Annotated in this window: 26 protein-coding genes; 6 read left to right on the plus strand and 20 right to left on the minus strand. The window is 65.7% G+C overall.

The features are described 5' to 3' along the window. Positions 1-11: 11 nt before the first annotated feature. From kdpC to V9K84_RS12580, 13 genes are all read right to left on the minus strand, one after another. Positions 12-572, minus strand: a complete 561-nt coding sequence (kdpC, locus tag V9K84_RS12520) for a potassium-transporting ATPase subunit KdpC (protein ID WP_054915735.1) — start codon at positions 570-572, stop codon at positions 12-14. A 14-nt stretch (positions 573-586) separates the two neighbouring features. Further along, positions 587-2,638, minus strand: coding sequence for a potassium-transporting ATPase subunit KdpB (gene kdpB / locus V9K84_RS12525; protein ID WP_088515670.1), 2,052 nt, complete (start codon positions 2,636-2,638; stop codon positions 587-589). 10 nt (positions 2,639-2,648) lie between these two features. Further along, positions 2,649-4,343: a potassium-transporting ATPase subunit KdpA gene (gene kdpA / locus V9K84_RS12530; RefSeq protein ID WP_054915683.1), complete on the minus strand. Its 1,695-nt coding sequence runs from the start codon at positions 4,341-4,343 to the stop codon at positions 2,649-2,651. A gap of 8 nt (positions 4,344-4,351) precedes the next feature. Continuing rightward, the gene (gene kdpF / locus V9K84_RS12535) at positions 4,352-4,441 is read right to left on the minus strand and encodes a K(+)-transporting ATPase subunit F (RefSeq protein WP_043863107.1); all 90 of its coding nucleotides are present in this window, start codon (positions 4,439-4,441) and stop codon (positions 4,352-4,354) included. Positions 4,442-4,634: 193 nt separating this feature from the next. After that, a complete protein-coding gene (locus tag V9K84_RS12540) occupies positions 4,635-5,687 on the minus strand; it encodes an AI-2E family transporter (protein ID WP_043863108.1) in 1,053 nt (350 codons plus the stop codon). Positions 5,688-5,698: 11 nt separating this feature from the next. Next, the gene (locus tag V9K84_RS12545) at positions 5,699-6,508 is read right to left on the minus strand and encodes a DUF4892 domain-containing protein (protein WP_043863109.1); all 810 of its coding nucleotides are present in this window, start codon (positions 6,506-6,508) and stop codon (positions 5,699-5,701) included. 115 nt (positions 6,509-6,623) lie between these two features. Next, a complete protein-coding gene (locus V9K84_RS12550) occupies positions 6,624-7,475 on the minus strand; it encodes an alpha/beta hydrolase (protein WP_058541868.1) in 852 nt (283 codons plus the stop codon). After that, on the minus strand, positions 7,472-8,266 hold the full coding sequence (locus tag V9K84_RS12555; protein ID WP_054915681.1) for an alpha/beta hydrolase: 795 nt from the start codon (positions 8,264-8,266) through the stop codon (positions 7,472-7,474). Before V9K84_RS12555 ends, V9K84_RS12550 begins: the two co-directional genes overlap by 4 nt. A gap of 92 nt (positions 8,267-8,358) precedes the next feature. Then, positions 8,359-8,706: a hypothetical protein gene (locus V9K84_RS12560; RefSeq protein ID WP_043863112.1), complete on the minus strand. Its 348-nt coding sequence runs from the start codon at positions 8,704-8,706 to the stop codon at positions 8,359-8,361. Positions 8,707-8,787: 81 nt separating this feature from the next. Next, on the minus strand, positions 8,788-9,231 hold the full coding sequence (locus V9K84_RS12565) for a hotdog fold thioesterase (protein ID WP_043863113.1): 444 nt from the start codon (positions 9,229-9,231) through the stop codon (positions 8,788-8,790). Positions 9,232-9,257: 26 nt separating this feature from the next. Further along, the gene (gene sixA / locus V9K84_RS12570; RefSeq protein WP_043863114.1) at positions 9,258-9,713 is read right to left on the minus strand and encodes a phosphohistidine phosphatase SixA; all 456 of its coding nucleotides are present in this window, start codon (positions 9,711-9,713) and stop codon (positions 9,258-9,260) included. Next, a complete protein-coding gene (locus tag V9K84_RS12575) occupies positions 9,710-10,057 on the minus strand; it encodes a DUF4389 domain-containing protein (RefSeq protein ID WP_043863115.1) in 348 nt (115 codons plus the stop codon). The genes sixA and V9K84_RS12575 overlap by 4 nt, the downstream gene beginning before the upstream one ends. Before the next feature lie 16 nt (positions 10,058-10,073). Then, the gene (locus V9K84_RS12580; RefSeq protein WP_043863116.1) at positions 10,074-11,099 is read right to left on the minus strand and encodes an NAD(P)H-dependent glycerol-3-phosphate dehydrogenase; all 1,026 of its coding nucleotides are present in this window, start codon (positions 11,097-11,099) and stop codon (positions 10,074-10,076) included. A gap of 170 nt (positions 11,100-11,269) precedes the next feature. Here V9K84_RS12580 and V9K84_RS12585 point away from each other — a divergent pair, with 170 nt between their 5' ends. From V9K84_RS12585 to fabB, 5 genes are all read left to right on the plus strand, one after another. Continuing rightward, the gene (locus V9K84_RS12585) at positions 11,270-13,381 is read left to right on the plus strand and encodes a TonB-dependent receptor (RefSeq protein WP_088515669.1); all 2,112 of its coding nucleotides are present in this window, start codon (positions 11,270-11,272) and stop codon (positions 13,379-13,381) included. Beyond that, positions 13,381-14,274, plus strand: coding sequence for an ABC transporter substrate binding protein (locus V9K84_RS12590; RefSeq protein ID WP_043863118.1), 894 nt, complete (start codon positions 13,381-13,383; stop codon positions 14,272-14,274). Before V9K84_RS12585 ends, V9K84_RS12590 begins: the two co-directional genes overlap by 1 nt. Next, positions 14,271-16,196: an ATP-binding protein gene (locus V9K84_RS12595; RefSeq protein ID WP_088515668.1), complete on the plus strand. Its 1,926-nt coding sequence runs from the start codon at positions 14,271-14,273 to the stop codon at positions 16,194-16,196. The genes V9K84_RS12590 and V9K84_RS12595 overlap by 4 nt, the downstream gene beginning before the upstream one ends. A 205-nt stretch (positions 16,197-16,401) precedes the next feature. Then, positions 16,402-16,917 (plus strand): 3-hydroxyacyl-[acyl-carrier-protein] dehydratase FabA, encoded by a 516-nt coding sequence (gene fabA, locus V9K84_RS12600; protein WP_043863120.1) that lies wholly within the window; start codon positions 16,402-16,404, stop codon positions 16,915-16,917. A gap of 11 nt (positions 16,918-16,928) precedes the next feature. Beyond that, complete coding sequence (gene fabB, locus V9K84_RS12605; protein WP_054915677.1) at positions 16,929-18,149, plus strand: beta-ketoacyl-ACP synthase I; 1,221 nt, start codon at positions 16,929-16,931, stop codon at positions 18,147-18,149. A 141-nt stretch (positions 18,150-18,290) separates the two neighbouring features. Here the strand turns inward: fabB and V9K84_RS12610 are convergent, their stop codons facing one another. The 3 genes from V9K84_RS12610 to V9K84_RS12620 form a co-directional block, all read right to left on the minus strand. After that, positions 18,291-19,916 (minus strand): methyl-accepting chemotaxis protein, encoded by a 1,626-nt coding sequence (locus V9K84_RS12610; RefSeq protein WP_088515667.1) that lies wholly within the window; start codon positions 19,914-19,916, stop codon positions 18,291-18,293. A gap of 140 nt (positions 19,917-20,056) precedes the next feature. After that, entirely contained in the window at positions 20,057-20,521 is a 465-nt protein-coding gene (locus tag V9K84_RS12615) for a DUF3859 domain-containing protein (protein WP_088515666.1), read from the minus strand. 60 nt (positions 20,522-20,581) lie between these two features. Beyond that, the gene (locus V9K84_RS12620; protein WP_088515665.1) at positions 20,582-21,586 is read right to left on the minus strand and encodes an amidohydrolase family protein; all 1,005 of its coding nucleotides are present in this window, start codon (positions 21,584-21,586) and stop codon (positions 20,582-20,584) included. Between the two features lie 113 nt (positions 21,587-21,699). Between V9K84_RS12620 and V9K84_RS12625 the strand changes: the two genes are divergently transcribed. Further along, positions 21,700-22,560 carry a pirin family protein gene (locus V9K84_RS12625; protein ID WP_088515664.1) on the plus strand — a complete coding sequence of 287 codons (861 nt, stop codon included), beginning with the start codon at positions 21,700-21,702 and terminating at the stop codon, positions 22,558-22,560. A gap of 60 nt (positions 22,561-22,620) precedes the next feature. Here the strand turns inward: V9K84_RS12625 and V9K84_RS12630 are convergent, their stop codons facing one another. The 4 genes from V9K84_RS12630 to V9K84_RS12645 form a co-directional block, all read right to left on the minus strand. Continuing rightward, entirely contained in the window at positions 22,621-23,346 is a 726-nt protein-coding gene (locus tag V9K84_RS12630) for a dienelactone hydrolase family protein (RefSeq protein WP_043863126.1), read from the minus strand. 56 nt (positions 23,347-23,402) lie between these two features. Next, complete coding sequence (gene htpG / locus V9K84_RS12635; protein ID WP_043863127.1) at positions 23,403-25,307, minus strand: molecular chaperone HtpG; 1,905 nt, start codon at positions 25,305-25,307, stop codon at positions 23,403-23,405. A gap of 109 nt (positions 25,308-25,416) precedes the next feature. Beyond that, on the minus strand, positions 25,417-25,878 hold the full coding sequence (locus tag V9K84_RS12640; RefSeq protein ID WP_088515663.1) for a PaaI family thioesterase: 462 nt from the start codon (positions 25,876-25,878) through the stop codon (positions 25,417-25,419). Further along, a complete protein-coding gene (locus V9K84_RS12645) occupies positions 25,875-26,333 on the minus strand; it encodes a PaaI family thioesterase (protein ID WP_078480455.1) in 459 nt (152 codons plus the stop codon). Before V9K84_RS12645 ends, V9K84_RS12640 begins: the two co-directional genes overlap by 4 nt. Positions 26,334-26,430: the final 97 nt, after the last annotated feature.

Genomic DNA, 26,430 nt, shown 5'->3' on the forward strand with positions numbered 1-26,430 from the left:
GACACACGTCCTTATTTCGAAGCAGGTGCGAGCTGGTCGAGGGCCGCATTCAGGGCCAGGATATTGACCACCGGCGGCCCCACCAGTGGGTGCAGGGTGGACTGCTCCACCAGGGCTTGCAAGGTGGGCAGCGGCAATTGCCGCGCCGCGGCCACCCGCGCCAGCTGATAGGCCACGGCTGCTGGCGGCAGGTGCGGGTCCAGGCCGCTGCCGGAGGTGGTCAGCAGCGCCAGCGGCACCGGGCCTTGTGCCGGCACATACAGCGCCTGGGCCTGCTCGCCCACGCGTTTGGCCAACGCCGGGTTGCTCGGCGCCAGGTTGCTGGCACCGCTGGACACCGTGGCATAGTCGGCCGCCGAGGGCCGCGGCTGAAACCAGCCCGCGCCACTGAACGGCTGGGCCAGCAGGCGCGAGCCGCGCACCTGGCCACTGTCGTCGCGCAGCAGGCTGCCGTTGGCCTGCTCGGGGAACGCCACCTGGGCGACCCCGGTGACCACCAGCGGGTACACCGCGCCGGTGATCAGGGTCATCAACACAATCAGGCTCAGGGCCGGGCGTACTAGCGTCGTCATGTTCATCTCCCAGTTCACACAAGGTGCAGCGCATTGAGCGCCAGATCGATCAGCTTGATCCCCACGAACGGCACCAGCAGCCCGCCCAGACCGTAGATCAGCAGGTTGCGCCGCAGCAGGTGGGCAGCGCTGGCGGCCTGCACCCGTACCCCGCGCAGCGCCAGCGGGATCAGCACCACGATGATCAGCGCGTTGAACACGATCGCCGAGACGATGGCGCTCTGCGGGCTGGCCAGTTGCATCAGGTTGAGCACGCCCAGTTGCGGGTAGATCGCAGCGAACAGCGCCGGCAGGATGGCGAAGTACTTGGCCACGTCGTTGGCAATGGAAAAGGTGGTGAGCGCGCCACGGGTCACCAGCAGTTCCTTGCCCACCTGTACCACATCCAGCAACTTGGTCGGGTCGCTGTCCAGGTCGACCATGTTGGCCGCCTCGCGGGCCGCCTGGGTGCCGTCATTCATGGCCATGCCGACATCCGCCTGGGCCAGCGCCGGGGCGTCGTTGGCGCCGTCGCCGCACATGGCTACCAGGCGCCCGTCGTTCTGTTCCTGGCGAATGCGTGCCAGCTTCTTTTCCGGCGTGGCCTCGGCCAGCACGTCGTCGACCCCGGCCTCGGCGGCAATCGCCGCGGCGGTCAGCGGGTTGTCTCCGGTCACCATCACGGTGCGAATGCCCAGTTTGCGCAGCTCGGCGAAGCGCTCGCGAATGCCGGGCTTGACCACGTCCTTGAGATGGATAACGCCCAGCAGGCGCTTGTCCACGCACACCAGCAACGGTGTACCGCCACTCTGGGCAATGCGGTCGACTTCACGGGCCAGGGCGGCCGGCAGGTCCAGGCGCTGCATGCCGACGAACGCCAGTACCGAATCCACCGCGCCCTTGCGGTAGCGCTGGGCGCCGAAGTCGACGCCCGACAGGCGGGTTTCGGCGCTGAAGGCCACCGGCACCAGGTGTGCAGCGTCGGGTGGGGTGAAGTCATGCAACTGGCGCAGGTAGTCGACGATCGACTTGCCTTCGGCGGTGTCGTCGGCCAGCGAGGCCAGCAAGGCGCCCTCGCCCAGCTCGCGGGCAGTGATGCCGGGGGCGGCGTGCACCGCACTGCAACGGCGATTGCCGAAGGTGATGGTGCCGGTCTTGTCCAGCAGCAGCACGTGCACGTCGCCGGCCGCTTCCACTGCACGCCCCGAACGGGCAATCACGTTGAGCCGCACCAGGCGGTCCATGCCGGCGATGCCGATAGCCGACAGCAGACCGCCGATGGTGGTGGGGATCAGGGTCACCAGCAAGGCCACCAGAAACACCATCGGGATGCTGCCGCCGGCAAAGTGCGCGAAGGGCTGCAGCGTGACCACTACCACCAGGAAGATCAGCGTCAGGCCGATCAGCAGGATGTCCAGGGCCACCTCGTTGGGCGTCTTCTGGCGTTTGGCGCCCTCGACCAGGGCGATCATGCGGTCCAGGGTCGACTCGCCCGGGTTGCTGGTGATCTGCACCAGCAGCCAGTCGGACACCAGCCGGGTGTTGCCGGTGACCGCAGAGCGGTCGCCGCCAGACTCGCGGATCACCGGTGCGGACTCGCCGGTGATCGCCGCCTCGTTGACCGCGGCGATCCCTTCGATCACCTCGCCGTCACCGGGGATCATCTCCCCGGCATCCACACGCACCACATCGCCTTTGCGCAGGTCACTGGCCGGCACCACCTCGAACTCGCCCGAGGCCATGCGCCGCCGCGCGTTCAGGCCCTGGCTGCCGGCCTTGAGGCTGTCGGCGCGGGCCTTGCCACGGCCTTCGGCCAGGGCCTCGGCGAAGTTGGCGAACAGCACGGTGAACCACAGCCACACGGCGATCTGCACCGATACGCCGGTGGGTACGTCGCTGGGCAGCAGGCACAACAGGGTGGTGAAGATAGCGGTCAGTTCCACCACCAGCATCACCGGGGCGCGCTTGAGCTGGCGCGGGTCGAGCTTGACGAATGCCTGCACCAGGGCCGGGCGCCAGAGCGCGGCGAAGGTGGTGCGGGCAGTGGCGGACGGGACCGCCTTCACTTCGGAAACAGGCAGGTTCATGGTCGGCTCCTCACAAGCCCAGGCTCAGGTATTCAGCAACCGGGCCCAGGGCCAGGGCCGGCAGGAAGGTCAGGCCACCGATCAGCAGGATGGTCACCAGCAGCAGCGTGACGAACAGCGGGCCATGGGTCGGGAAGCTGTTCTGGCCCACCGGCGCGCTCTTCTTCAGCGCCAGGCTGCCGGCCAGGGCCAGCACCGGCAGGATGTAGCCGAAGCGCCCGATCAACATGCCCAGGCCGATCATCAGGTTGTGGAAAGTGGTGTTGGCGCCCAGCCCGGCAAACGCCGAGCCGTTATTGGCACTGGCCGAGGTGTAGGCGTACAGCAACTGGCTGAAGCCGTGCGGGCCCGGGTTGCTGACCGCGGCGGCAGGCCCCGGCAGGCTGGTGGCCAGCGCGCCGAGCACCAACACGCCCACCGGCATCACCAGCAATGTGGCGACCAGTAGTTGCACCTCGCGGGCCTGCAGCTTCTTGCCCAGGTATTCAGGGGTACGACCAATCATCAACCCGGCCAGGAACACCGCGATCAGCACGTTGAGCAGCATGCCGTAGAGCCCGGCGCCGACGCCGCCGAAAATCACCTCGCCGACCATCATGTTGACCAGCGCGACCATGCCGCTGAGCGGGTTGAGGCTGTCGTGCATGTTGTTCACCGAGCCGTTGGAGGCCGCGGTGGTGGTCACGCTCCAGAGCACGCTGGCGGTGGTGCCGAAGCGGCTCTCCTTGCCTTCCAGCGGCGCGGTCTGCTCCACCAGCGGGCTGTTCAGGGTGGGGTTGGGCTGGTACTCCGACCACAGCGCGGTGGCGCCGCCGATCACGAACAGCGCAAGCATGCAGGCGATGATCGCCCGGCTCTGGCGCAGGTCCTTGACGTAGTGGCCGAAGGTGAACACCAGGGCCACCGGAATCAGGATGATCGAGGCCACCTCGAACAGGTTGCTCCAGGCGCTGGGGTTCTCGAACGGGTGCGCCGAGTTCACCCCGAAAAAGCCGCCGCCGTTGGTGCCCAGCTGCTTGATCGCGATCTGGCTGGCAGCCGGGCCCAGCGGGATCACCTGGTCGGCGCCCTGCAGGGTCAGTGCATGCACATAATCGGTGAAGGTCTGCGGCACGCCCTGCCATACCAGCAGCAGCGCCAGCAGCAGGCACAGCGGCAGCAGCCCGTAGAGGGTGGCGCGGGTCATGTCGACCCAGAAGTTGCCCAGGGTGCTGGCCGAGCGTCGGGCAATGCCACGACACAGCGCGACCAGCACGGCAAGGCCGGTGGCGGCGCTGACGAAGTTCTGCACGGTGAGGCCGAGCATCTGGCTCAGGTAGCTGAGCGAGGCTTCGCCGCTGTAGGACTGCCAGTTGGTGTTGGTCATGAAGCTGACGGCGGTGTTGAACGCCAGCGACCACTCCTGGCCGGGCAGGTGCTGCGGGTTCAGCGGCAGGTGCCCTTGCAGCAGCAATACGGCAAACAGCAGCCCGAAGCCTGCAAGGTTGAAGGCAAGCAGCGCCAGGGCGTACGTCTTCCAGCTCTGCTCGGTGGCGGGGTCGACCCCGGCCAGCCGGTAGCAGCCCCGCTCCACCGGCCCCAGCAGCGGGCTCAGCCAGGTGCGCTGGCCTTCCATCACCTTGTAGTAGAAGCGGCCCAGCCAGGGCGCCGGCAGCAGCACCAGGGCGAAAAAGGCCAGCAGCAATGCGTAATCGTAACTGTGCATGGCTGCTCCTAACCGCGATCGGCGCGCAGCAGCGCGGCCATCAGGTACACAAACAACGCCACTGCCAGCAGCAGTGACACCCCGTCCAGAATGCTCATGAAGAATCTCCGTCCCGCGGCACGGTGCCGCTGACGGTGATTGTCGGGAGGGGGGGCGTAAAGGGGCGAGAGGGCTAGCGAGGGTTGGGTATAAAGAATGCGTAAAGAGAGCGAGTCGGCATGGCTGGGACGCCCCGTTGGCCGGCAGGGCCGGCGCCTGGCAAGGGCGGCCCGGCCAGCCAGGCCGGTGCGATCAGGCCCGCGGCGGGTGCTGCGGCTCGCTGCGGGTCCAGTCCAGCAGCAGGCTGTAGGCCACTGCCAGCAGCGTGGGGCCGATGAACAGGCCGATGAAGCCGAACGCCAGCAACCCGCCAAACACCCCCAGCAGCACGATCACCAGCGGCAGGTTGCCGCCCCGGCTGATCAGGTAGGGCTTGAGCACGTTGTCCACGCCACTGATGATGAACGTGCCCCAGATCCCCAGGAACACCGCCATGCCGTACTGGCCCTGCCACGCCAGCCATGCGGTGGCCGGCACCCAGGCCAGCGGCGGCCCCATTGGGATCAGGCTGAGCAGGAAGGTCACCAGGCCCAGCACCAGCGCGCCCGGCACCCCGGCGATCAGGAAGCCGATCAGCGCCAGCAGGGCTTGCGCCGCTGCGGTGCCGATCACGCCGTTGACCACCCGTTGCACGGTGCCAGCCACCAGGTCCAGGTAGTATTCGGCGCGCTCGCCGATCAGGCGGTTCAGCAGGCGCAGCACGAAGGCCGACAGCCGCGGCCCGTCACGGTAGAAGAAGAACACGAACACCAGGCTCAGGGTCAGTTCGAGAATCCCGCCGCCGATCTGCGCACTGCGGGCCAGCAACCAGTTGCCCACCTGCCCCAGGTGTGGCTTGATCGCCGCCAGCATGGCCGCGCCCTGCTGGTCGAGGGTGTCCCAGAAGCCGACCAGGCGCTCCCCCACGAAGGGTATGCCGCCCAGCCAGGCAGGCGCATCGGGCAGGCCGTCGACCTGCACGTCGCGCACGAATGCGGTGGCATCACGAATATGGTCGGCCAGGTTGAAGCCCAGCCACACCAGCGGCAATGCCACCAGCAGCATCCACACGCCCGTCAGTACACTCGCCGCGAGGGTTTCGCGCCCGCCGAGCACGCGCGTGAGCAGGCGCATCAGCGGCCAGCTGGCATAGGCCAGGATCGCCCCCCAAAGCAGCGCGGAAATGAACGGGGCCATGACCCACAGACCGGCCCCCAGCAGGCCGATAAGGATGATCTGCACCAGCAGGCGATCGTTGTTGAGCATAGCGGCCCCGGTCAGCGGATCAGTTCGACATGCAGCCCGGCAGCCGGCTGCGTACCCACTTCAAGCCGTGCTGCGCGCACCCCGGCCTTGACCAGTTGCTCGCGCCAGGCCTCGGCCTGGGCGCCGGTCAGGGTCACGCGCAAGGTACTGTTCAGGTTGAGGCTGCGCGACAGCAGGTTGACCCAGGCCGGCTGCGGTTCGCCCTTGAGGTCGGCATAGTCGAGCTTGCCGGTGCTCAGCAGTTCGCGCTGCACGGTGGCCGGCGTGGGCAACACCTCGCCCAGCGGTGCGTTGGCCACGAACTCCTCGACATGCAGGTACGCGCGCCGATTGCCCTTGGTGATGCTGTACAGCGCAACCAGGGTGTCGCTGGAGGCGCCGGAGCGGCGCAACAGAATGAACGCCTGCTGATTGTCGGCACCGGTCAGGTTGAATCGCCCGGCCAGCTGCGCCGACCACAGGCTGCTTTCACCGCAGTCCTGCCCCTGGCACCAGAACAGCGGATAGCCACCTGCGGTCTGCAAGGCTTCGCGAGCGGCGGTAAAGGCTTCGTTGGCACTGCGCTCGGCCGGCAGCTGGTAGGTGGCATAGCTGACCTTGCCGCGGCCCTCGACCTTGCCCTCCATGCGTACCACATTGCTGATCTTGCGCAGCGAACCGAGGGGGTACACCCGCTCCTGTTCCTGCTCCAGTTCCTGCGCACTGGTCTGGCCCACTACCTTGGCATCCACCGGAATCGGCAGTTGATCGGCCATCAGTGGCGTGCTGGCAAGCACGGCCAGGCCGGCAAGGCCTGTTCGAATCAGACGCGAAATACTCATTGGCGGGCCATGGCGCTAAGGGCCTCGATGGCGAAAAAAGGTGCAACGGTGTCGCGCTTGGTCATGGTTGTCTCCCTGTTCAACCCGCCAAGCCTCGACAGTTGCCCGCCGCAAGTCAAGAAATGGCAAAGAAGCGATTGAAACAGTCTGCAACAAGGCTGGCGCCCGACTCGTCGTTCAGGTGCAGGTGATGCCCGCCCGGCAGCTGTTCCAGCTTGAAGGGTAGCTGCTCGAGCAGGGTGGTGTTGCGCGCCAGCATGCCGTCGGCGGCCACCACCAGTTGGGTCGGACAGGCGATGCGGCGCACGAAGGTCAGCGCCTGTTCTTCGCTCATGCGCAGCGGCGACGGCAGGGTCAGGCGGCTGTCGCTGCGCCAGGTGTAGCCGCCCGGCACCGGCATCAGGCCGCGCTGGGCCAGCAGCTCGGCGGCCTCGCGGGTGACCGCGACCATGCCCTGCATGCGCGCCTGCACCGCCAGCTCCAGGGTCGGGTAGACGGTCTTGCCCTTGCCGCCCTGGCGCAACTGCGCCTGCAAGGCCATGCCCATGCGCTCGGCCGTGTCCTGGGGGCCGGCGCCGGGCGGGATCACCCCGTCGATCAGCGCCAGGCGGGTGACCCGCTCGGGCAAGGCACCGGCCAGGATCACCGAGATGATCGCCCCCAGCGAGTGCCCGAGCAGGGCAAACCGTTGCCAGCCCAGTTGCTCGGCTACCCGCAGCACGTCGTGGGCGTAGTCCCACAGCGCGTAGCCGGCGCCCACCGGCCGATGGTCTGAATAGCCATGCCCGGCCAGGTCCAGCGCCACGATGCGCAGCCCATGCAGCCGGGGCGCCAGGCGCGCGAAGGTGTTGGCGTTGTCGAGCCAGCCATGCAGGGCGATCACCGGGATGCCCTGCTGCGGGCCGAACAGGTGAGCCGCCAGTTCGATGTGCCCCAGGTTCAGGCGCACTTCCTCCACGCCACTCATTGCACCGCTTCCTGCCAGCGATCGAACAGGCCCTTGATCAGGCTCGCGGTGTCATGCGGGCGCTCCAGCGGAAACATGTGCCCACCCGGCAGGCTGTGGAACTCGCCCCTGGGCATGCTGCGCACGGCATACGCGTGGTGGCGGCGTACCACGCGGCTCTGGCTGCCACGCACCATCGCCAGCGGCAGCGTCAGCTGGCGGGCCGGGCCGGGGCTTACGTGGGGCAGGCTGCGATAGATGCTGATCTCGGTGGCCGGGTCGAAGCGCAGGCGCAACTGCTCGCCCTCGTCCTGCAGGCCATGTTCCAGATAAGCCTCGAAGCAGTCGGGGTCGAACTGTCGAAACAGTGCCTTGCCGGTGAAGTAGGCCCGGGCGCTCTCGCGGTCGGCGAACGCCTCGCGGCGTCCCAGGGTGCGACCGGCCGGGGTGATGCGGTCAATGAAGCCAAAGCGCTTGGCCAGCTGGATCAGCCACTCGTCAGCCCGGGTCAGCACCGGCGAATCGAGCATCACCACCCCACGGTAGTACTGCGGGCAGCGCATCGCCGCGTGCAGGTGCAGCACCCCGCCCAGCGAGTGCCCTACCCCCCACACCGGCTCGGGCTGCTGCTCCAGGTGATGGATCAGTTCATCGACCAGGTTCTGCCAGTTGTCGTTGACCGGAAAGCGCGGGTCGTGCGCGTGCTGCGGCAGGTGGGTGACGTGATAATCGGGGGCCAGCGCAGCGAACAGCTTGCCGTAGGTGGCCGAGGGGAAGCCATTGGCATGGGCGAAGAAGATCTGCTGCGTCATGGTCGCCTGTCCGCGAAGGGGAATCGGGCCATTTTCCCCGCCGCGGCAACACCCGGCAACATCCGTACAGGCCAGGGAGCACGACGATCAGGTCAATTCGCGTCGAAGCTGGCGATCGAACGGCGCAGGCAGGCCTGCAAGTACAGCAACTGGTACTCGAGCGCATCACGTGCCTTGCGCTTGTGCTCGCGGCTCAGTTCGGCCCGGCGCAGTGCCAGGCAGGTGGCCTGCAACTGATGCCCCATCAGGCGGCCCGTCTCGCGCAATTGCCTGAGCTCGCGCAGCCCCTCCAGGCGTCGCATCAACTCGTCGAGCTTGGCCTCGGCGCTGTCTTTGAGCACGTTGTACTCGGCAAAATCCAGCGCCTGGGCACGCTCGACCTGGCGCACGATGTCGTAGAAGTAGGCCGAGCCTGCCATTTCCGGATCCGGTGTGTTCATCGCCAAACTCCTGTTCGCGCCCCCGATGGGTCCTGGGGGCACGCTAGCAAGGCAGGGCATGGGCAACAACTGGTAGAAATATCAGGTCGCCGGTGGGTTGTCGCCCAGCGCGATGACGGCGATGGTCAGGCGCGAGATGCAGTTGAGCTTGCCGTCTTCGGTGCTCAGGCGGATGTCCCACACATGGGTGCTACGGCCAATGTGCACGGGCCGGGCAGTGGCCGTGACGCGCCCGCTGCGCACACCGCGCAGGTGGTTGGCGTTGATCTCCAGGCCCACGCAATAGAAGCGCGTGGTGTCGATGCACAGGTAGCTGGCCATGGAGCCGACGCTCTCGGCCAGCACCACCGAGGCGCCGCCGTGCAACAGGCCGAATGGCTGGTGGGTGCGCTGGTCGACGACCATGCTGGCGCTCAGGGAGTCGTCGGTGAAGCCTTCGAAGCGAATATCCAGCACTTCGCCGATGGTGCCTTTCTGGCGGGCGTTGAGCTGGTCGATATCGGGTTGGGTTTTCCAGAGGCTCATGCAGCATTCCTTGTCGTGGTTGGCGATCAGGTGGGAGTGAGACTGCGCAGTGTCATCAGCCCGGCCAGGGGGTGGTCGCCGTCGAGTTCGGCCAGGCTGGCGGTGCCCATGGGTGCGGGGTCCTTGCGGTGGCCATGCTCGAGCAGGCACACCAGCGTGCCCACCAGCGGTTGATGGCTGACCAGCAGCACCTGCTCCACCCCCAGCCTGTCCAGCTCGGCGATGACCTGCTGCGGGTCGCTTTCGGGGGTGAGCCAGGGCACGGTCTGCACCGGCTTGTCCAAACCCAGCGCCTCGTGGACCAGCGCAGCGGTCTGCTGCGCGCGTACATAGGGGCTGGCCAGGATCACCTGCGGCGCGCAGCCGAGCAACTGGGCGGCACTGCGCAGCACCTGCTCGCGACCGTGGGCGGTCAGCCGGCGTTCGGCGTCGCTGTTGGCGCGGGGCTCGGCTTCACCGTGGCGCAGTACCCACAGCTTCACAGCTTGGGCTCTTCGTCACGCGCCGGGTGTGGTGCAGGCGGCACGCTGTGGGCGGCTTCGCCTTCCGGCGCGCGCGGGGTGGGCCAGTCGGCGAACGGCCAGGGCTTCTGGTCGGTGTGGAAACTGCCGAAGCGACCGATCTGGGCCAGAAACTGGCTCAGGCTGTCGCCGAAGTTCATCAGGCTGGCACTGGGTGCGCCGTAGATCAGCCGGTACACCAGTTGCACCACCACCAGGCCACCCAGCAGCAGCTCGGCCAGTTGCCATACCAGTAGGAACACCAGCATCCACAGCACACGCAAGATGATCGATTCGCGCTGCGCCTGTTTTGGGGACTCGTTCATGCCCTGCTCCTGTAATTCAGTTGAAACCGCTGGTGGAAATGAAGTCGACGTCGGTTTTCGGCTCGCCGCGCATCAGCAGCTCGATCACCTGGCTCAGGGTCCGGCCTTCGAACAGGATGGCATGCAGGCCGGCTACCAGCGGCATGTACACCTGCACTTGCTCGGCCTTGGCCTTGAGCACCTTGAGGGTGTTGACCCCTTCGGCCACCTCGCCCAGGCGGTTGACCGCCTCGTCCAGGCTCAGCCCCTGGCCCAGGGCATGGCCGACCTGGTAGTTGCGGCTCTTGGGCGAGGAGCAGGTGACGATCAGGTCGCCGACACCGGCCAGGCCCAGGAACGTCATCGGGTTGGCGCCCTGGCTGACGGCGAAGCGGGTCATCTCGGCCAGCGCGCGGGTGATCAGCATGCTCTTGGTGTTCTCGCCCATGCCCAGCGCCACCGCCATGCCGGCGATGATGGCATAGACGTTCTTCAGGGCGCCGCCCAGCTCGACGCCAAAGCGGTCGTTGCTGGCATAGACACGGAAAGTACGCCCGTGCAGCACGGCCTGGACCCGCTGGCACAGCTGCTCGTCCTCGCTGGCGACCACGGTGGCGGTCAGCGCGTGCTCGGCCACCTCGCGGGCCAGGTTGGGCCCGGAGAGCACGCCGATGCGCGCCTGTGGGGCGATCTCTTCGAGAATCTGGCTCATCAGCTTGAAGGTATGCGCCTCGATGCCCTTGGTCAGGCTCACCAGCAGCTTGTTGCTCAGCAGCTCGGCATGGGGCGCCAGTACGCTGCGCAGGGCGCTGGACGGCAAGGCGACGAAGATCAGCTCGCAGGCCTGCAGGGTGGCCAGCAGGTCGTTGACCGGCTCGACGCCCGGGTGGATCTTCACGCCCTTGAGGTAGCGCGGGTTTTCGCGGTTGTTGCGCATGGCCTCGGCTTGCTCGGGGTCGCGCATCCACTGCCGTACCTCGACACCATTCTCGGCCAGCAGGTTCGCCACGGCGGTACCAAAGCTCCCGCCTCCAAGAACTGCAACAGGCTGCTGTTCAGTCATATCCAATCCGTTAAAACCAATAAAGTGGCGACCCCCGCATTATACGGAGCGTTAAGGCCACGGCCAGCGCCAGATGTGCGATTGGACCGCAGCAATGCGGGTTTGATCGCTGGAAAAAGCCGGCTACTCGGTTAACATGCCCGCTCGATACCCGCCATCAAGGCCGCGCCGTGCATCTTGGCCCACCCCCCTCGCGCCCGCTGGTTCTGCTGACTGCCCTGCTGGGCGGTCCGGCGGTGGCGGACGACCTGTTCGTCGACAGCCAGGCGCTGCCGCAGATCCTGACCGCCACCCGCCTCAGGCAGTCGCCGGCGGCGGTGCCCGGCAGCATGAGCGTGCTCGACAGTGAGCTGATCCGCGCCAGCGGCGCGCGCAACGTACCCGAACTGCTGCGCCTGGTGCCCGGCATGATGGTCGGCTACGGCGCGGGCAACCAGCCGGCGGCCAACTACCACGGCAGCAGCGTCAACGATGCGCGGCGCATGCAGGTGCTGGTCGATGGCCGTTCGGTGTACCGCGCGGGGCTGGCGACGGTGGACTGGGGCGATATCCCGCTGGCACTGGAGGATATCGAGCGCATCGAGGTGTTCCGCGGGCCCAACACCGTCAGCTATGGCGCCAATGCACTGATGGCGGTGGTCAACATCCTCACCCGCAGCCCGGCCGACAGCCATGGCACGCGGCTCAAGGTGATCCGCGGCCAGCGCGGCATCGACGACTGGTACGCCAGCCAGGGCCTGGGCTGGGACGGCGGCGACCTGCGCCTGTCGCTGTCGGGCCAGCAGGACGACGGCTTTGACCACAACGCGCAGGGCCAGCACTACCGCGATGGCCGCCGCCTGACCCGCCTGAGCCTGAGCGCCAGCCATGCGCTGAACGCCGAGCAGAGCCTGGACTGGCAGTTTTCCGCCAAGGAAGGCAGCGAGCAGCGCCCCTATGCCTATACCCCGGTGTTCCCCGGCGTTAGCGGCGCAGGGGCGAACGCCGACGTGAATGCCAAGGACTACGCCGCCTCGGTACGCTGGAACATCGACCTGGACCCGCGGCACAGCCTGTACCTGCAGGGTTCGGCGCTGCACTGGGATCGCCAGCAGGTGTGGCGCGCGTGCGATGCGGCCATCGCCTTCAGCCCGCAACTGGCGCAGCTGTGGCGGCTCAACCCGGGCTATACCGAACGCCTGGCCCGCAACATCGACGCACCGATTCCTCCCGGCAGCGACCAGGAGCAGGCGCTGGCCCGCGAGGTCCGCCAGCAGTGGCACAACGGCGGTGCCAACCCGGTGTGCGGCGACATCGACCAGAGTACCCGCGAAAGCCGCCTGGACCTGGAGCTGCAGGACACCCTGAGCCTGAGCGACAGCCTGCGCCTGGTCAGCGGCGTCGCCTACCGCTACGACCGGGCCGACTCGCAGACCTACTACGATGGCAGCCTCGACGACACCACCTGGCGCCTGTTCGGCCAGCTCGAGTGGCGCGCCGACGAGCACTGGATCGTGCAGGGCGGCGCGATGTTCGAGGATACCCGGCTGGCGGGCAGCTCGCTTGCCCCACGCCTGGCCGTGAACTACCTGATCACCCCGCGCCACGGCCTGCGTGCGGTGTACTCGGAGGCGGTACGCTCGCCGGACATGTTCGAGAACAACGTCAACTGGAGCTACCGCGTCGACAACCTGCGCCCGGCCGCCTTCGGCCAGCGCCACGCCGAGTACTTCGTCACCACCCGCGGCCCGGGCGACCTCGACCAGGAACGCATGCGCTCGCAGGAGCTGGGCTACAACGGCTTTTTCAGCGAAATCGGCCTGAGCCTGGACATCAAGCTGTTCCATGACCAGCTCACCGGCATGGTCAGCGAACCGCTGCGCAACAACCGGCCCATCGCCAGCAACGCCAACAAGGCGCGTTTCAGCGGCAGCGAGGCGCAACTGGACTGGCAACTGCGCAGTGCCGACCGCCTGCGCCTGACCTACGCCTATGTCGATGCCTGGGCCAGCAACCCCGATGACCGCCACCTCAGCGCACGCAACAGCGGATCGGCCGGCTGGCTGCGCGACTGGGGCCGAGGCTGGTCGAGCGCAGTGTTCTACTACGGCGACGACGCCCTCAACCAGTACCGCTTCGAGCGTATCGACCTGCGCGTGGCCAGGCGCATCCCCATCCGCAACGCCAGCCTGGAGCTGGCCGGGATGCTTCAGCAACGCCTGGATGACGAGCCCACCAGCAACTGGCAGAACCGCTACGACAGCCGGCAGGTGCTGTACCTGAGCGCGGAGCTGGAATTCTGATGCGCCTGCTGCACGCTTGCCTGGTGCTGATGCTGGCGTGGCCGCTGAGCGCACTGGCGGCCGCAGACATTCTGGTTACCGCCGCCCAGGGCAATGCAGGCGTGCGCGACTTCGTCACCGCCCTACGCGCGCAGCGCCCCACCGATCACGTGCGCTTCACCGCCGTGTCAGAACTGCCTGCCGGGCACAGGCTCAAGCCGGGCACGCGCCTGATTCTGCTCGACCTGGCCGCACTGGACTGGCGCCTGAAACAGGCCGAAGGCCCGCCGACGCTGGCCTTGCGGGTCAGCCGGGTACAGGCCAGCCGGCACCTGGGCGACCGACGCCCGTCCTACCTGAGCCTGCTGTGGAGCGACCCGCCGCCCGCGCGCCAGTTGCGCCTGGCCCACTACCTGCTGCCCCAGGCCAGGCGTATTGGTGTGCTATATACCGAGAACAGCCGGTTCCTGCTCGACGAGCTGCGCCAGGCGGCCAAGGCGCTGCGCCTTGAGATCATCGCCCAGGCCTGGCCCGACCCGCGTGACAATCGGCCGCTGCAGGCCGTGCTCAAAAACAGCGATGTGCTACTGGGCCTGGACGACCCACTGCTGTACAACGCCACCACGGCCAAGCACCTGCTGCTGAGCAGCTATGCACGCCAGGTCCCGCTGATCGGTCCGAATGCCGGGTTCGTGCGCGCCGGCGGGCTGGCCAGTACCCTGAGCGACCAGCATGACTGGCTGGCGGTGCTCGACCGCCTGCTCGACCAGCCGCCGGCGGCCTGGCCGCGGACGTTGTACCCCGAGCGATTTCGCGTGGCCGGCAACCAGCAGGTGGCCCGAGCCCTGGGCATCGAGGCGATAGACCCGGTGGCCGCACAGCAGGCCGTGGCCGCAGGAGAGAAGCACCGATGAAAAAACTGACCTGGGATATCAGTACCCGCACCCAGATCATCAGCCTGGGGCCGGCCCTGCTGCTGACGTTGCTGCTGATCAGCTTCTTCACCTTCGTACGCATCCAGGACTTGCGCCAGGAGCTCAACCATACCGGCCAACTGATCGCCAACCAGCTGGCACCGGCCTCGGAATACGGGGTCATTTCGGGCAATGACGAAGTGCTCGAGAGCCTGATGCGCGCCACCCTGACCATCCCGCATGTGCGCTTTCTCGAAGTGCAGGACAGCGAAAACCACATCCTGGTGTATGTCGAGCAGGCCGGCGAGCACGAGAACCGCCCCCAGCAGGTCGAGGTGTTCCAGGCGCCTATCCGCCTGCAGCGAATCTTCCTGGACAGCGATTTCCTGCACAACGGCGGCTCGGCCTCGACCCGCAAGGACGATTACCTGGGCCGGGTGATCGTGGGCATGTCCGATGACGCCTTCAACCAGCGCCAGCAGGAAATCGTGATCAAGGCCGCGATCCTGGCCCTGTTCGCCCTGCTGTTCACCTTCATCCTCGCACGGCGCCTGGCGCGCAGCCTGTCGCGTCCGATCAGCGACATGGGGCACGCGGTCAAGGCCATCCAGAAAGGCGACTTCAATGCGCCGCTGCCGGTGGTCGACGACAGCGAGCTGGGCCACCTGGCCCGCCACATCAACAACCTGGCCAGCGGCCTGGCACAGGCCAGCCACGAGCAGCAACAGGCTATCGCCCAGCTGATCCAGGCCCGCGAGGAAGCGGAACAGGCGAACAAGGCCAAGTCGGACTTCCTGGCGATGATGAGCCACGAGCTGCGCACCCCCATGAACGGGGTGCTGGGCATGCTGCAACTGCTGCAGACCACCGCGCTGAGCGAAGAACAGAGCGAGTACGCGGCCGTGGCCAGCGAGTCCACCGGCCATCTGCTCAAGGTGATCAACGACATCCTCGACTTCTCGCGGATCGAGCGCACGACACTGGAGTTGGAGCACATCGAGTTCAACCTGGCCGAGCTGCTGGGCAGTTGCACGCAGTCGTTCCAGCATGTCGCCCAGCAGCGCGGATTGCTGCTGCTGGCGCCACTGCCGCCAGGCATGGAACAGTTGCGCGTGGCCGGCGACCCGACCCGCATCCGCCAGGTGCTGGTGAACCTGATCGGCAATGCGCTGAAGTTCACCGAACACGGCAGCGTGCAGATCGAACCGCGCTGGCAGGTACTGGACCGACAACTGATCTGGTTCACCTGTGCGGTGCGCGATACCGGCATCGGTATCGACAGCGAGCGCCTGGAAACCATGTTCGTGGCCTTCCAGCAGGCCGACAGTTCTATTTCACGACGTTACGGCGGTACCGGCCTGGGGCTGTCTATCGCCCGCACCCTGACCGAGCGCATGGGCGGCACGCTGCGTGCCGAAAGCCGTGAAGGCAGGGGCTCGACCTTTACCCTGGAAATGCCGCTGGCGCTATGCATGCAGCAGAACCCCACGCTGCCTGCGCCCAGGGCCGACAACAGTGACCCTGGCCAGGGCCGGCGCATCCTGCTGGTGGAGGACAACCCGGTGAACCAGGCCGTGACCCAGGCCATGCTGCGCAGCCTGGGGTTCGAGGTGTGCGTGGCCGCCGATGGCGCCCAGGCGGTGGCGCTGGCCAGCCGCCAGCGCTTTGCCGCCACGCTGATGGATTGCCGCCTGCCGGTCATCGACGGCTACGAGGCCACCCGGCGCATCCGCCAGATCCCCCATGCCGCAGCCATGCCGATCATCGCCCTGACTGCCAACGCGCTGCAGGGCGATCGCGAACGCTGCCTGGCCGCCGGCATGAACGACTACCTGACCAAGCCGTTCAAACGCATTGATCTGCAGCAGATTCTGCAACGCTGGCTGCCCGCACAGGCATCTGTGACTGGCGATAAATGCTAAAGTGCGGCAGTCTTACAGACTGAACCGGGCCCTTGCCGGGCTTGTCATAAAAATTTCAGTGCACAAGTGTACATCTTCGTCCCCTGTGCTGTGACTTTCACTACAACGCAATAGTCTATGTGTAGGCTGCCGCCCCAAGCCTGAGGCTTTTGGGTCGGTCGGGAAGATCTACCCCGTGCCGCACGGTGACTATTGAGGAGCTCGCATGACCAAACAAAACGCCTTTACCCGGGAAGACCTGCTGCGCTGCAGTCGCGGTGAGCTGTTCGGCCCAGGTAACGCGCAACTGCCCGCCCCTAACATGCTGATGGTGGATCGCATCACGCACATCAGCCAAGAGGGTGGCAAGTACGGCAAAGGTGAGTTGGTCGCCGAGCTGGATATCAGTCCAGACCTGTGGTTCTTCGCCTGCCATTTCGAAGGCGACCCGGTGATGCCAGGCTGCCTGGGCCTGGATGCCATGTGGCAGCTGGTCGGATTCTTCCTGGGCTGGCAAGGCCTGCCAGGCCGTGGCCGGGCCCTGGGTTCGGGCGAAGTGAAGTTCTTCGGTCAGGTACTGCCGACCGCCAAGAAAGTCACCTATAACATCCACATCAAGCGCGTCCTGAAAGGCAAGCTGAACATGGCCATCGCCGATGGCTCGGTCAGCGTCGACGGCCGCGAGATCTACACCGCCGAAGGCCTTCGGGTCGGTGTATTTACCTCCACTGAAAATTTCTAAGGGTTATTCGCATGCGCCGCGTCGTAATCACAGGTCTGGGCATCGTATCGTGCCTGGGCAATGACAAAGAGACCGTCTCCGAAAACCTGCGTAAAAGCCGTCCGGGCATCCGTTTCAACCCGGAATACAAGGAAATGGGGCTGCGCAGCCAGGTTTCCGGTTCCATCGACCTCAACCTCGAAGAGCTGATCGACCGCAAGGTCTATCGCTTCGTCGGTCACGCAGCCGCCTACGCCTACCTGGCGATGCAGGACGCGATCAAGGACTCGGGCCTGAGCGAAGAGCAGGTGTCCAACCCGCGCACCGGTCTGATCGCCGGTTCCGGCGGCGCCTCGACCCTGAACCAGATGGAAGCGCTGGACATCCTGCGCGAAAAAGGCGTCAAGCGCGTCGGCCCATACCGCGTTACCCGCACCATGAGCAGCACCGTGTCGGCGTGCCTGGCCACCCCGTTCAAGATCAAGGGCCTGAACTACTCCATCGCCTCGGCGTGTGCCACCAGCGCGCACTGCATTGGTACCGCGATGGAACAGATCCAGATGGGCAAGCAGGACGTGGTGTTCGCCGGTGGCGGTGAAGAAGAGCACTGGAGCCAGTCGTTCCTGTTCGACGCCATGGGCGCACTGTCTAGCAAGCGCAACGACACCCCGGAAAAAGCCTCGCGCGCCTACGATGCCGACCGTGACGGTTTCGTCATCGCCGGCGGTGGCGGCATGGTAGTGGTCGAGGAGCTGGAGCACGCTCTGGCCCGTGGCGCGAAGATCTACGCCGAAATCGTCGGCTACGGCGCGACGTCCGACGGTTACGACATGGTTGCTCCAAGTGGCGAAGGCGCGATCCGCTGCATGCAGCAGGCGCTGTCCACCGTCGACACCCCGATCGACTACCTGAACACCCACGGCACCTCGACCCCGGTCGGTGACGTTGCCGAAATGAAGGGTGTGCGTGAAGTGTTCGGCGACAAGGCCCCGGCCATCAGCTCCACCAAGAGCCTGTCGGGCCACTCGCTGGGCGCTGCCGGCGTTCACGAGGCGATCTACTGCATGCTGATGATGGAAGGCAACTTCATTGCCGGCTCCGCCAACATCGACGAGCTGGACCCGGAAGTGGCCGACCTGCCAGTTCTGCGCGAAACCCGCGAAAATGCCAAGATCGACACCGTGATGAGCAACAGCTTCGGTTTCGGCGGCACCAATGCCACCCTGGTGCTCAAGCGCTGGGCTGGCAAGTAAGCAAGGGCTCGCCCCTGCTGTAGAAACGCCCCGACTGGTTCGGGGCGTTTTTGTTTGCCGCTTTCTGGACAATTGGCCGGCAAGGCCGGCTCCTGCAGGGCACGCAATGCCTGTAGGGGCCGGCCTTGCCGGCCAAAGGCGTTACACCGAAAACCTGCCCACCAGCGTATTAAGCTCGATGGCCAGCTGCGACAACGCCTGGCTCGCCGCGCTGGTCTGGTTGGCCCCTGCCGAGCTCTGCAGCGCCAGGTCGCGGATGTTGGTCAGGTTGCGGTCCACCTCCCGCGCCACCTGTGCCTGCTGCTCGGACGCACTGGCGATCACCAGGTTGCGCTCGTTGATCAGGCTGATGGCCGTGGCAATTTCTTCCAGCGCCGTACCCGCCGCATGCGCGCCATCCAGGGTGCCCTGGGCACGCTGGTTGGTCTGCTGCATGCCCTCCACCGCCCGGTCGGTACCCTCCTGGATGCCACCGATCATCTGTTCGATTTCCCGTGTCGACTGCTGGGTACGATGGGCCAGTGCCCGTACCTCGTCGGCCACCACTGCAAAACCGCGCCCGGCATCCCCCGCCCGCGCCGCCTCGATGGCCGCGTTCAGGGCCAGCAGGTTGGTCTGCTCGGCGATCGAACCGATCACATCCAGCACCTTGGTGATGCCGTGCACCTGCTCGGCCAACTGCCCGACTTCCGCGGCATTGGCGGTAACGCCATCGGCCAGCGCCTCGATCGACGCCACCGTCAGGCGCACCTGCTCGCGCCCCTGACGGGCAATGCGATCGGACTCGGTCGAGGCCTGGGAGGTGGCCACCGCATTGCTCGCCACCTCTTCCACCGCGGCGGTCATCTGGTTCACGGCGGTGGCGGCCTGCTCGATTTCCTGGGTCTGCTGGTGCAGGCCGCGGGTGGCGTCCTCGGTCACTGCGCTGAGCTCTTCGGACGCCGAGGCCAGCTGGTTGGACGAATCGGAAATACGCCCGATGGTGTCGCGCAGGCTCTGCTGCATCTGCTTGAGGGCCGCCTGCAAGCGCGCCGGCTCGTCACTGCCCTCCACGTTGATCTGCGGGGTCAGGTCGCCGGTGGCGACCACCTCGGCCACCTGCAGCGATTGCGCCAGCGGGCGCACGATACTGCGGGTCAAGGTCAGCGCCAGCACAACGGTGAGCACCAGTGCGGCCACCAGCAGGCCGACCACCCACACGCGGGCACGCTCATACACCGTGCCGGCAAGCTCGGTGGCCATGTTGGCGTGATGGTTGTTGAGGGCGATCAGCTCGTTGAGGGTGGTGGTGAGCTGATCGGCCAGCTGGTTCATCTCACCGTTGACCAGCGCCACCGCCTCCGTTGTCTGGCCCTGCAGGGCCATCTGCACTACCCGTGCCTGATAGCTCAGGTACTGCTGCTCGAGATTGAGGTAGCGGTCGAACAGCGCCTGCTCCTCGGGCAATGCAATCAGGGCCTGGTAGCGTTGCTGTTCCTTGCCCAGCTCGCCCTTGATCTGCTCGATGCGTGAATGGGTCTGCTGCTGCGCGGCGTTGTCGCTGTTGAGCAGCAGGCGCAGGGTCAGTGCCCGTATCCGGAACATGTCCTGGCTGATCTGCCCCACCGAGATCACACTGGGTAGCCAGTTGCTGTCGACCTGTTCGGACTGCTGGCGCATGCTGCTCATCTGCAGGAGCGAGAAGGCCCCCAATGCAAACACCAGCAACGCTACCAGACCAAACCCCAGACCTGCCCGCGGCGCAATGTTCAAACGTCTCAAGCTCATCTTCCGGTTCCCTCCAAAAGCGCTGCATCGGTCATGCAGCTGACGTGCTTATTAGAAGGTATCGGCCCTTGAGATTTTTGCGTAAGACGAAAAAGTGATATCAAAACGCCTTGTCATTGCGAGCGCAGGCGGCGCATGCCTCATTGCACGATGAAGCGCTGCTCGGCCAGCAGGTGGTCCCCCTGGAACACCATGAAGTGCCACTGGCCCGGTACCACTTCGTGGTGCTCGGTAAATTCATAGGCCATGACATCCTGCGCGGCCCCCGGTACCAGCTTCTGCACCACCTCGAACTTGTCATGGCGTTGGCCGTCGGGGGTGATCACCCCGGGGGTCAGGTACAGCAGCGTCAGGGGCGTGTCTTCGGCCACCTTGCCTTCAAGGCGATAGCGCAGGCCGAACTTGCTGCCAAGACGGGCCGGCACCCGGTCGGTGTGCTCCAGGGTCTGGCTGGTCTGGGTCAATACCCGTTCACCGGGCTGGAAGTCCTGGTGGCGGGTCTGGAACACGCCGTACTCCACCGGCCCCTGCACCCGCACCTCTGCACCGGCCACCGCACTCACCAGCATCAGCGCGGCCATGGCGCCCAAACGACTCTTCGACATACTGCTCTCCATCAGGTTGATGGCGGCAGGCTATGGGGCTTGCATGACAGGCTGATGACATCAGCGTGACCTGGGCAGTACCGCGAGAAAGTTGTCCTTGGCCACCTTGTGCGCCACGGCCTCGGGCAAGGCATCCAGGAACCGGTCGAACCCGTGCAGTTGCTCGCCCAGGCTGGCGAAGCGGCCGACCACATCGGAACCGAGCATGAAACGTTCGGGGAAGCGCTCCACCAGCGCAACCCATTCGGGCCGTGGCACGCCCTTGTCGTCCAGCAGGTAGGGTTCGAGCACGCTCCACGACAGGTCGATGTACAGGTTCGAATAACGCTCGAGCATGCGCGTCAGGGTCGGCAGCAGAAAGTCCAGCTGGGTCTGGTGGCGGTGAATCTCCATGCTGGTGCCGGCGTGGGCCCAGATGAAACGGGTATCGGGGTGCTCGCGCAGGGGCTGCTCGATCTCTTCCAGGTACAGTGGGTTGCGTTCGCGCTTGGAGGTGATGTTGGAGTGGATCAGCACCGGCATGTCGTGCCTGGCCGCTAGCTGGTAGATGAGGCCCAGCGCTTCGTTGTTGGCCCGTGGCGTGTCGCCGCTGGTCAACGCCGTCAGGTCGTCGTGGCGGGTGAAGACTTCGCCGATGCCCTGCCACAGGCCGGGAAACAGCTCGAGCATGCGCTCGATATGGGTGGCCGCGTTCTTGTCCACCGGGTTGAAGCCGGTCAGAAACGGGTGAAAGCGCTGGCGCTGCTGCTCGGGCAACTGTTGCAGCGCCGCTGCCACATAGATGTCGGTGGCGCTGTACCAGTAGGCTGCGGCATCATCGCCGGCGTAGTAGCGCGGGCGCTTGGGCTCGTCTTCATGCCATTTCTTGGCCACCGCCACACCCGAGATCATCGACTGATCGATACGCGCCGCATCCATGGCCTTGAGCAACTCGTCCATGCCGGCGCTTTCCTGAAAGAAATCGACATAATGCAGGTGCGCGTCGCTGTAGCGGTACTCCCGCGCCTGGGCTATGCCCGACAGCGTCACCGACAGCAACAGGCACCCCAGCGTCCTGGCCCACATCGCAATCCCCTTGTGCAATTGACCCAGGGTAGACCTGCCGCCGGGCGCAACGGTTCAGCCCGGGCACCGGGCAGGTTATGCTTCCAATTATTTCCATCGCCCTGGTGCCCCTGATGAACCCTCCCCTGGTAATCCGCCCGCGCGCCGAATCCGTCGAAGGCCAACCCATCCTGCGCCCGCTGCCTTCGGCACGGCGGCGCAGCGTCGGGCCGTTCGTGTTCTTCGATCACATGCTGGCGACCGACTACCCGCCCGGGCGTGGCATGGACATTCGCCAGCACCCGCACATCGGCCTGTCCACCCTCACCTACCTGTTCGAAGGCCAGTTGCAGCACAAGGACAGCCTGGGCTCGGATCAGCGCGTGAGTGCCGGCGAGGTGAGCTGGATGACCGCCGGCAGCGCCGTGGCGCATATCGAGCGCACCCCGCCGGAGCTGCTGGGTCAGCCCAAGCGCCTGCACGGGCTGCAGGTGTGGCTGGCCTCGCCGAAGGATCACGAACAGGGGCCGGGACACTACAGCCATCACCCGGCGGCCAGCTTGCCGAGCAGCGATGCGCTGGGGGTGAGTATCCGCATGATCGCGGGCACGGGGTTTTGCCTGACCTCGCCAGTGCCGGTGTTGTCAGCGACCCTGTATGCCGAGGTGCGCATGCAGGCGGCGAGCACGCTGCTGATTCCCGCCGAACACGCTGAACGGGCGGTTTATGTACTCGACGGTGAGGCGAGCCTTGACGATCAGCCACTGGAGCCGTGCAGCCTGGTGGTGCTGCCCGAAGGCGAAGCGATGAGCCTGTACGCCGACAGCGAATGCCACCTGGTGATCATTGGCGGCGACGAACTGGACGGGCCGCGGCGGATGAACTGGAACTTCGTCGCCAGTGACCCGGCGCTGATCGAGCAGGCACGGGCACGCTGGGCGGCCGGGGATTGGCCGGTGGTACCGGGCGAGATCGGGCGAATCGAGTTGCCTTGAGATTCGCCGGCAAGGCCGGCTCCTACAGAGGCAGGAGCGGGCTTGCCAGCGAAGAGGCCATCAGGCCTGGAACACTTCCCGCAGCAGGGTGTGCATCGCCTGGAACGCGCGCTTGGACGTCCTGGCGTCGTACTTCATCTTGCCTGGCACGTTCGCTGCGGGGTCGGTGAACGAATGCACCGCGCCTCCGTAGCTCACCAGCTGCCAGTCAGCCTTGGCCGCATCCATCTCGGCCTCGAAGGCAGGCAGTTGCTCGCGCGGCACGAGCGGGTCGGCTGCACCGTGCAACACCAGCAACGCTGCCGACACCTTGCCCTCCTGGGCCGGCAGCGGCGTGTCCAGCGTACCGTGGAACGACACCGCAGCGCGCAGACGCTGGTCTTCACGGGCCAGCTCCAGTGCGCAGCAACCGCCGAAGCAGAAGCCGAAGGTGGCCAGCTTGCCCGGCGCAAGCACTGCCTTCGATTGCCCCAGCAACTGATCCAGCGCCGCCTTCATGCGTTTGCGCAGCTCGACCCGATCATTTTTCAGCGGCATCATCGCCGCCCCCGCTTCATCCATGTTGGATGGGCGCAGCGTCTGCCCATACAGGTCAGCCAGCAGCACCACATAGCCCTGGGCCGCCACCTCCCTGGCAATGCGCTCGGCGCCCTCGCCGATGCCCATCCAGTTCGGCGCCATCACCAGGCCCGGCTGTTCCTTGGCGCCGTGGGTGTACACCAGGCGGCTTTCGTACACCTTGCCGTCAAGCTTGTACACCAGCGACTCGATCGTCACGTTGCTCATGAACCCCTCCTTGCACAATGAAAAAAGCCCGCCGAAGCGGGCTTTCCTGCAACTGCTTACGCCGACAGTTCGACCAGCAGCTTGTTCAGTCGACGCACATACGCCGCCGGATCCTTGAGGCTGTCGCCCGCCGCCAGGGCGGCCTGATCGAAGAGGATATGCGAGAAGTCGGCGAAACGGTCTTCGCTCTGCTCGTTGTCCAGCTTCTCGATCAGCGGGTGACCCGGGTTGAATTCGAAGATCGGCTTGGAGTCCGGCACCTTCTGCCCGCTGGCTTCGAGGATCTGGCGCATCTGCAGGCCCATGTCCTGCTCACCGATGGCCAGGATCGCCGGCGAATCGGTCAGGCGGTGCGACACGCGCACTTCGCTGACGGTATCGCCCAGCGCAGCTTTCAGACGCTCGACCAGGCCTTCCTTGTCCTTGGCCACTTCTTCCTGAGCCTTCTTGTCCTCCTCGGAGTCCAGCTTGCCCAGGTCCAGGTCGCCACGGGCCACGTCGACGAAGCCCTTGCCGTCGAACTCGCTCAGGTAGCTCATCAGCCACTCGTCGATGCGGTCGGTCAGCAGCAGCACTTCGATGCCTTTCTTGCGGAAGACTTCCAGGTGCGGGCTGTTGCGTACCTGCGCGTAGGACTCGCCGGTGAGGAAATAGATCTTGTCCTGACCTTCCTTGGCACGTGCCAGGTAGTCGGCCAGGGACACGCTCTGCTCGCCGCTGTCGTCATGGGTGGAGGCAAAGCGCAGCAGGCCGGCGATCTTCTCCTTGTTGGCGAAGTCTTCCGCCGGGCCTTCCTTGAGCACCTGGCCAAAGTTCTTCCAGAAGCCCTTGTACTGCTCGGGCTCGTTCTTGGCCAGCTTCTCGAGCATGTCCAGCACGCGCTTGGTCAGCGCCGACTTCATCGAATCGATGATCGGGTCTTTCTGCAGAATCTCGCGCGACACGTTCAGCGACAGGTCGTTGGAGTCGACCACACCCTTGATGAAGCGCAGGTACAAAGGCAGGAACGATTCGGCCTGGTCCATCACGAACACGCGCTGCACGTACAGCTTCAGGCCGCGTGGCGCTTCACGCTGGTACAGGTCGAACGGCGCACGGGCCGGCACGTACAGCAGCGAGGTGTACTCCAGCTTGCCTTCGACCTTGTTGTGGCTCCAGGCCAGCGGGTTTTCGAAATCGTGGCCGATGTGCTTGTAGAACTCCTGGTATTCCTCGTCCTTGATCTCGGTACGCGGACGGGTCCACAGCGCGCTGGCACGGTTGACGGTTTCCCACTCCACGGCCGGCTGCTCTTCGCCTTCGGCGGCAGCCGCTTCCTTGGGCAGTTCGATCGGCAGGGCGATATGGTCGGAGTACTTCTTGATGATGTTGCGCAGGCGCCAGCCATCGGCGAATTCGTCTTCACCTTTTTTCAGGTGCAGCACGATGCGCGTACCGCGCTCGGCCTTGTCCACGGTGGCGACTTCGAACTCGCCCTCGCCCTTGGACGACCAGTGCACGCCCTCGCTCGCCGGAGTACCGGCGCGGCGGCTGTAAACATCGACCTGGTCGGCGACGATGAACGCCGAGTAGAAGCCCACACCGAACTGGCCGATCAGGTGCGAGTCTTTCTTCTGGTCACCGGTGAGGTTCTTCATGAAGTCGGCAGTGCCGGACTTGGCGATGGTGCCCAGGTGGGTGATCACGTCATCGCGGTTCATGCCGATGCCGTTGTCTTCCAGGGTGACGGTGTTGGCCGCCTTGTCGAAGCTCACGCGAATCTTCAGGTCGCTGCCGCCCTCGAGCAGCTCGGGCTTGGCCAGGGCTTCGAAGCGCAGTTTGTCGACGGCGTCGGAGGCGTTGGAAATCAATTCGCGAAGGAAGATTTCCTTGTTCGAGTACAGCGAATGGATCATGAGGTGCAGCAGCTGCTTCACCTCGGTCTGGAAGCCCAGGGTTTCTTTTTGAGTTTCCACACTCATGGTCTTCAACACTCCGATCTGATGGCAGTAGTCACTCGGGCCGACGGCCCCCGCGGGGCAGCGTCCGGCCTTTCGTGGCGGGATGAACAGCAGATGGGGGCTGGCATATCTATTTCAAGGGCACGGGCAGTTCTTTGATCTTGAAATGCGCACGGGCCGTGGCGATGGGCTGGTCCGGGTCGCCCTGCCAGGCGGTGATCGCGACGTTGGTCACCCGCCGCCCCTGGCGCCACAGCTGGCACCGCGCATAGGTATCGCGGTACAGGCCGGCGCGCAGGTAATCGATGGAAAAGTCGATGATCCTGGGAATGCTCGCGCTTTCGCTGAAAATCAGCAGGTACAGCGCCGCCGACAGTTCCATGAACCCGGCGATCACCCCCCCATGGATCGCCGGCAGCAACGGGTTGCCGATATTGTCGGCACTGGCCGGCAGGCAGAACAGCAGGTCGTCGCCGTCACGGCTGCACTGGATACCGATCAGGCTGGCGTAGGGGATCAGTTGCAGCAATGGCGCGTAGTTGCCCTGGGCATGCGCCAGGCGCAGCTGTGCATGCACGTCCGCGGGAATCATTGCGCCACCGCCTTGAGCTGCCGGCCGAAACCCAGGCCGCCCTTGATGTCCTTGCCCAGGCGCATGTAGGTGCCCACCACCTGGGCAATCGGCTCGCCGGGGTCGTCCTGGTAGGCGCAGCCGCGGATGAAGATCACATCCCGGGTGACCCGGTAGCACTGCGCCTGGCCATACACCGCCTTGTCGGCCTGCCCCGGGTGCATGTAGTCGATGCGCAGGTCCAGGGTCGGGCACACCTCGAACTCGGCCAGGGCGCACAGGGTGGCCATGCCCAGCGCAGTGTCCATCAGCGTGGTGATTGCACCGCCATGGATCGCGCCGCTCTGCGGGTTGCCCACGATTTGCGGCGAGTACGGCAGGCACAGCGTGATGCCGTCGGCATCGGCGCGCTCTACGCGCATCTTCAACAACTGGCAATGGCGCAGCGCCGAAAGAAAACGTTCGGCCTGGGCCATCAACGGTGACGGTTCATTCACGGTCAGCTCCTTGTGCAATAACTCAGGTGCTGCATAAGCCTGAGGGAAAGTCTATATGGATCCGGCACTTATATAT

Source organism: Pseudomonas sp. AE27 (genome assembly GCF_037113495.1).
Taxonomy (GTDB): Bacteria; Pseudomonadota; Gammaproteobacteria; order Pseudomonadales; family Pseudomonadaceae; genus Aquipseudomonas; species Aquipseudomonas palmensis.

Coding starts and splice junctions, on each gene's coding strand:
- kdpC (WP_054915735.1), bottom strand. CDS start 572: ATGACGACGCTAGTACGCCCGGCCCTGAGCCTGATTGTGTTGATGACC.
- kdpB (WP_088515670.1), bottom strand. CDS start 2,638: ATGAACCTGCCTGTTTCCGAAGTGAAGGCGGTCCCGTCCGCCACTGCC.
- kdpA (WP_054915683.1), bottom strand. CDS start 4,343: ATGCACAGTTACGATTACGCATTGCTGCTGGCCTTTTTCGCCCTGGTG.
- kdpF (WP_043863107.1), bottom strand. CDS start 4,441: ATGAGCATTCTGGACGGGGTGTCACTGCTGCTGGCAGTGGCGTTGTTT.
- V9K84_RS12540 (WP_043863108.1), bottom strand. CDS start 5,687: ATGCTCAACAACGATCGCCTGCTGGTGCAGATCATCCTTATCGGCCTG.
- V9K84_RS12545 (WP_043863109.1), bottom strand. CDS start 6,508: ATGAGTATTTCGCGTCTGATTCGAACAGGCCTTGCCGGCCTGGCCGTG.
- V9K84_RS12550 (WP_058541868.1), bottom strand. CDS start 7,475: ATGAGTGGCGTGGAGGAAGTGCGCCTGAACCTGGGGCACATCGAACTG.
- V9K84_RS12555 (WP_054915681.1), bottom strand. CDS start 8,266: ATGACGCAGCAGATCTTCTTCGCCCATGCCAATGGCTTCCCCTCGGCC.
- V9K84_RS12560 (WP_043863112.1), bottom strand. CDS start 8,706: ATGAACACACCGGATCCGGAAATGGCAGGCTCGGCCTACTTCTACGAC.
- V9K84_RS12565 (WP_043863113.1), bottom strand. CDS start 9,231: ATGAGCCTCTGGAAAACCCAACCCGATATCGACCAGCTCAACGCCCGC.
- V9K84_RS12575 (WP_043863115.1), bottom strand. CDS start 10,057: ATGAACGAGTCCCCAAAACAGGCGCAGCGCGAATCGATCATCTTGCGT.
- V9K84_RS12580 (WP_043863116.1), bottom strand. CDS start 11,099: ATGACTGAACAGCAGCCTGTTGCAGTTCTTGGAGGCGGGAGCTTTGGT.
- V9K84_RS12590 (WP_043863118.1), top strand. CDS start 13,381: ATGCGCCTGCTGCACGCTTGCCTGGTGCTGATGCTGGCGTGGCCGCTG.
- V9K84_RS12595 (WP_088515668.1), top strand. CDS start 14,271: ATGAAAAAACTGACCTGGGATATCAGTACCCGCACCCAGATCATCAGC.
- fabA (WP_043863120.1), top strand. CDS start 16,402: ATGACCAAACAAAACGCCTTTACCCGGGAAGACCTGCTGCGCTGCAGT.
- fabB (WP_054915677.1), top strand. CDS start 16,929: ATGCGCCGCGTCGTAATCACAGGTCTGGGCATCGTATCGTGCCTGGGC.
- V9K84_RS12610 (WP_088515667.1), bottom strand. CDS start 19,916: ATGAGCTTGAGACGTTTGAACATTGCGCCGCGGGCAGGTCTGGGGTTT.
- V9K84_RS12615 (WP_088515666.1), bottom strand. CDS start 20,521: ATGTCGAAGAGTCGTTTGGGCGCCATGGCCGCGCTGATGCTGGTGAGT.
- V9K84_RS12620 (WP_088515665.1), bottom strand. CDS start 21,586: ATGTGGGCCAGGACGCTGGGGTGCCTGTTGCTGTCGGTGACGCTGTCG.
- V9K84_RS12625 (WP_088515664.1), top strand. CDS start 21,700: ATGAACCCTCCCCTGGTAATCCGCCCGCGCGCCGAATCCGTCGAAGGC.
- V9K84_RS12630 (WP_043863126.1), bottom strand. CDS start 23,346: ATGAGCAACGTGACGATCGAGTCGCTGGTGTACAAGCTTGACGGCAAG.
- htpG (WP_043863127.1), bottom strand. CDS start 25,307: ATGAGTGTGGAAACTCAAAAAGAAACCCTGGGCTTCCAGACCGAGGTG.
- V9K84_RS12640 (WP_088515663.1), bottom strand. CDS start 25,878: ATGATTCCCGCGGACGTGCATGCACAGCTGCGCCTGGCGCATGCCCAG.
- V9K84_RS12645 (WP_078480455.1), bottom strand. CDS start 26,333: ATGGCCCAGGCCGAACGTTTTCTTTCGGCGCTGCGCCATTGCCAGTTG.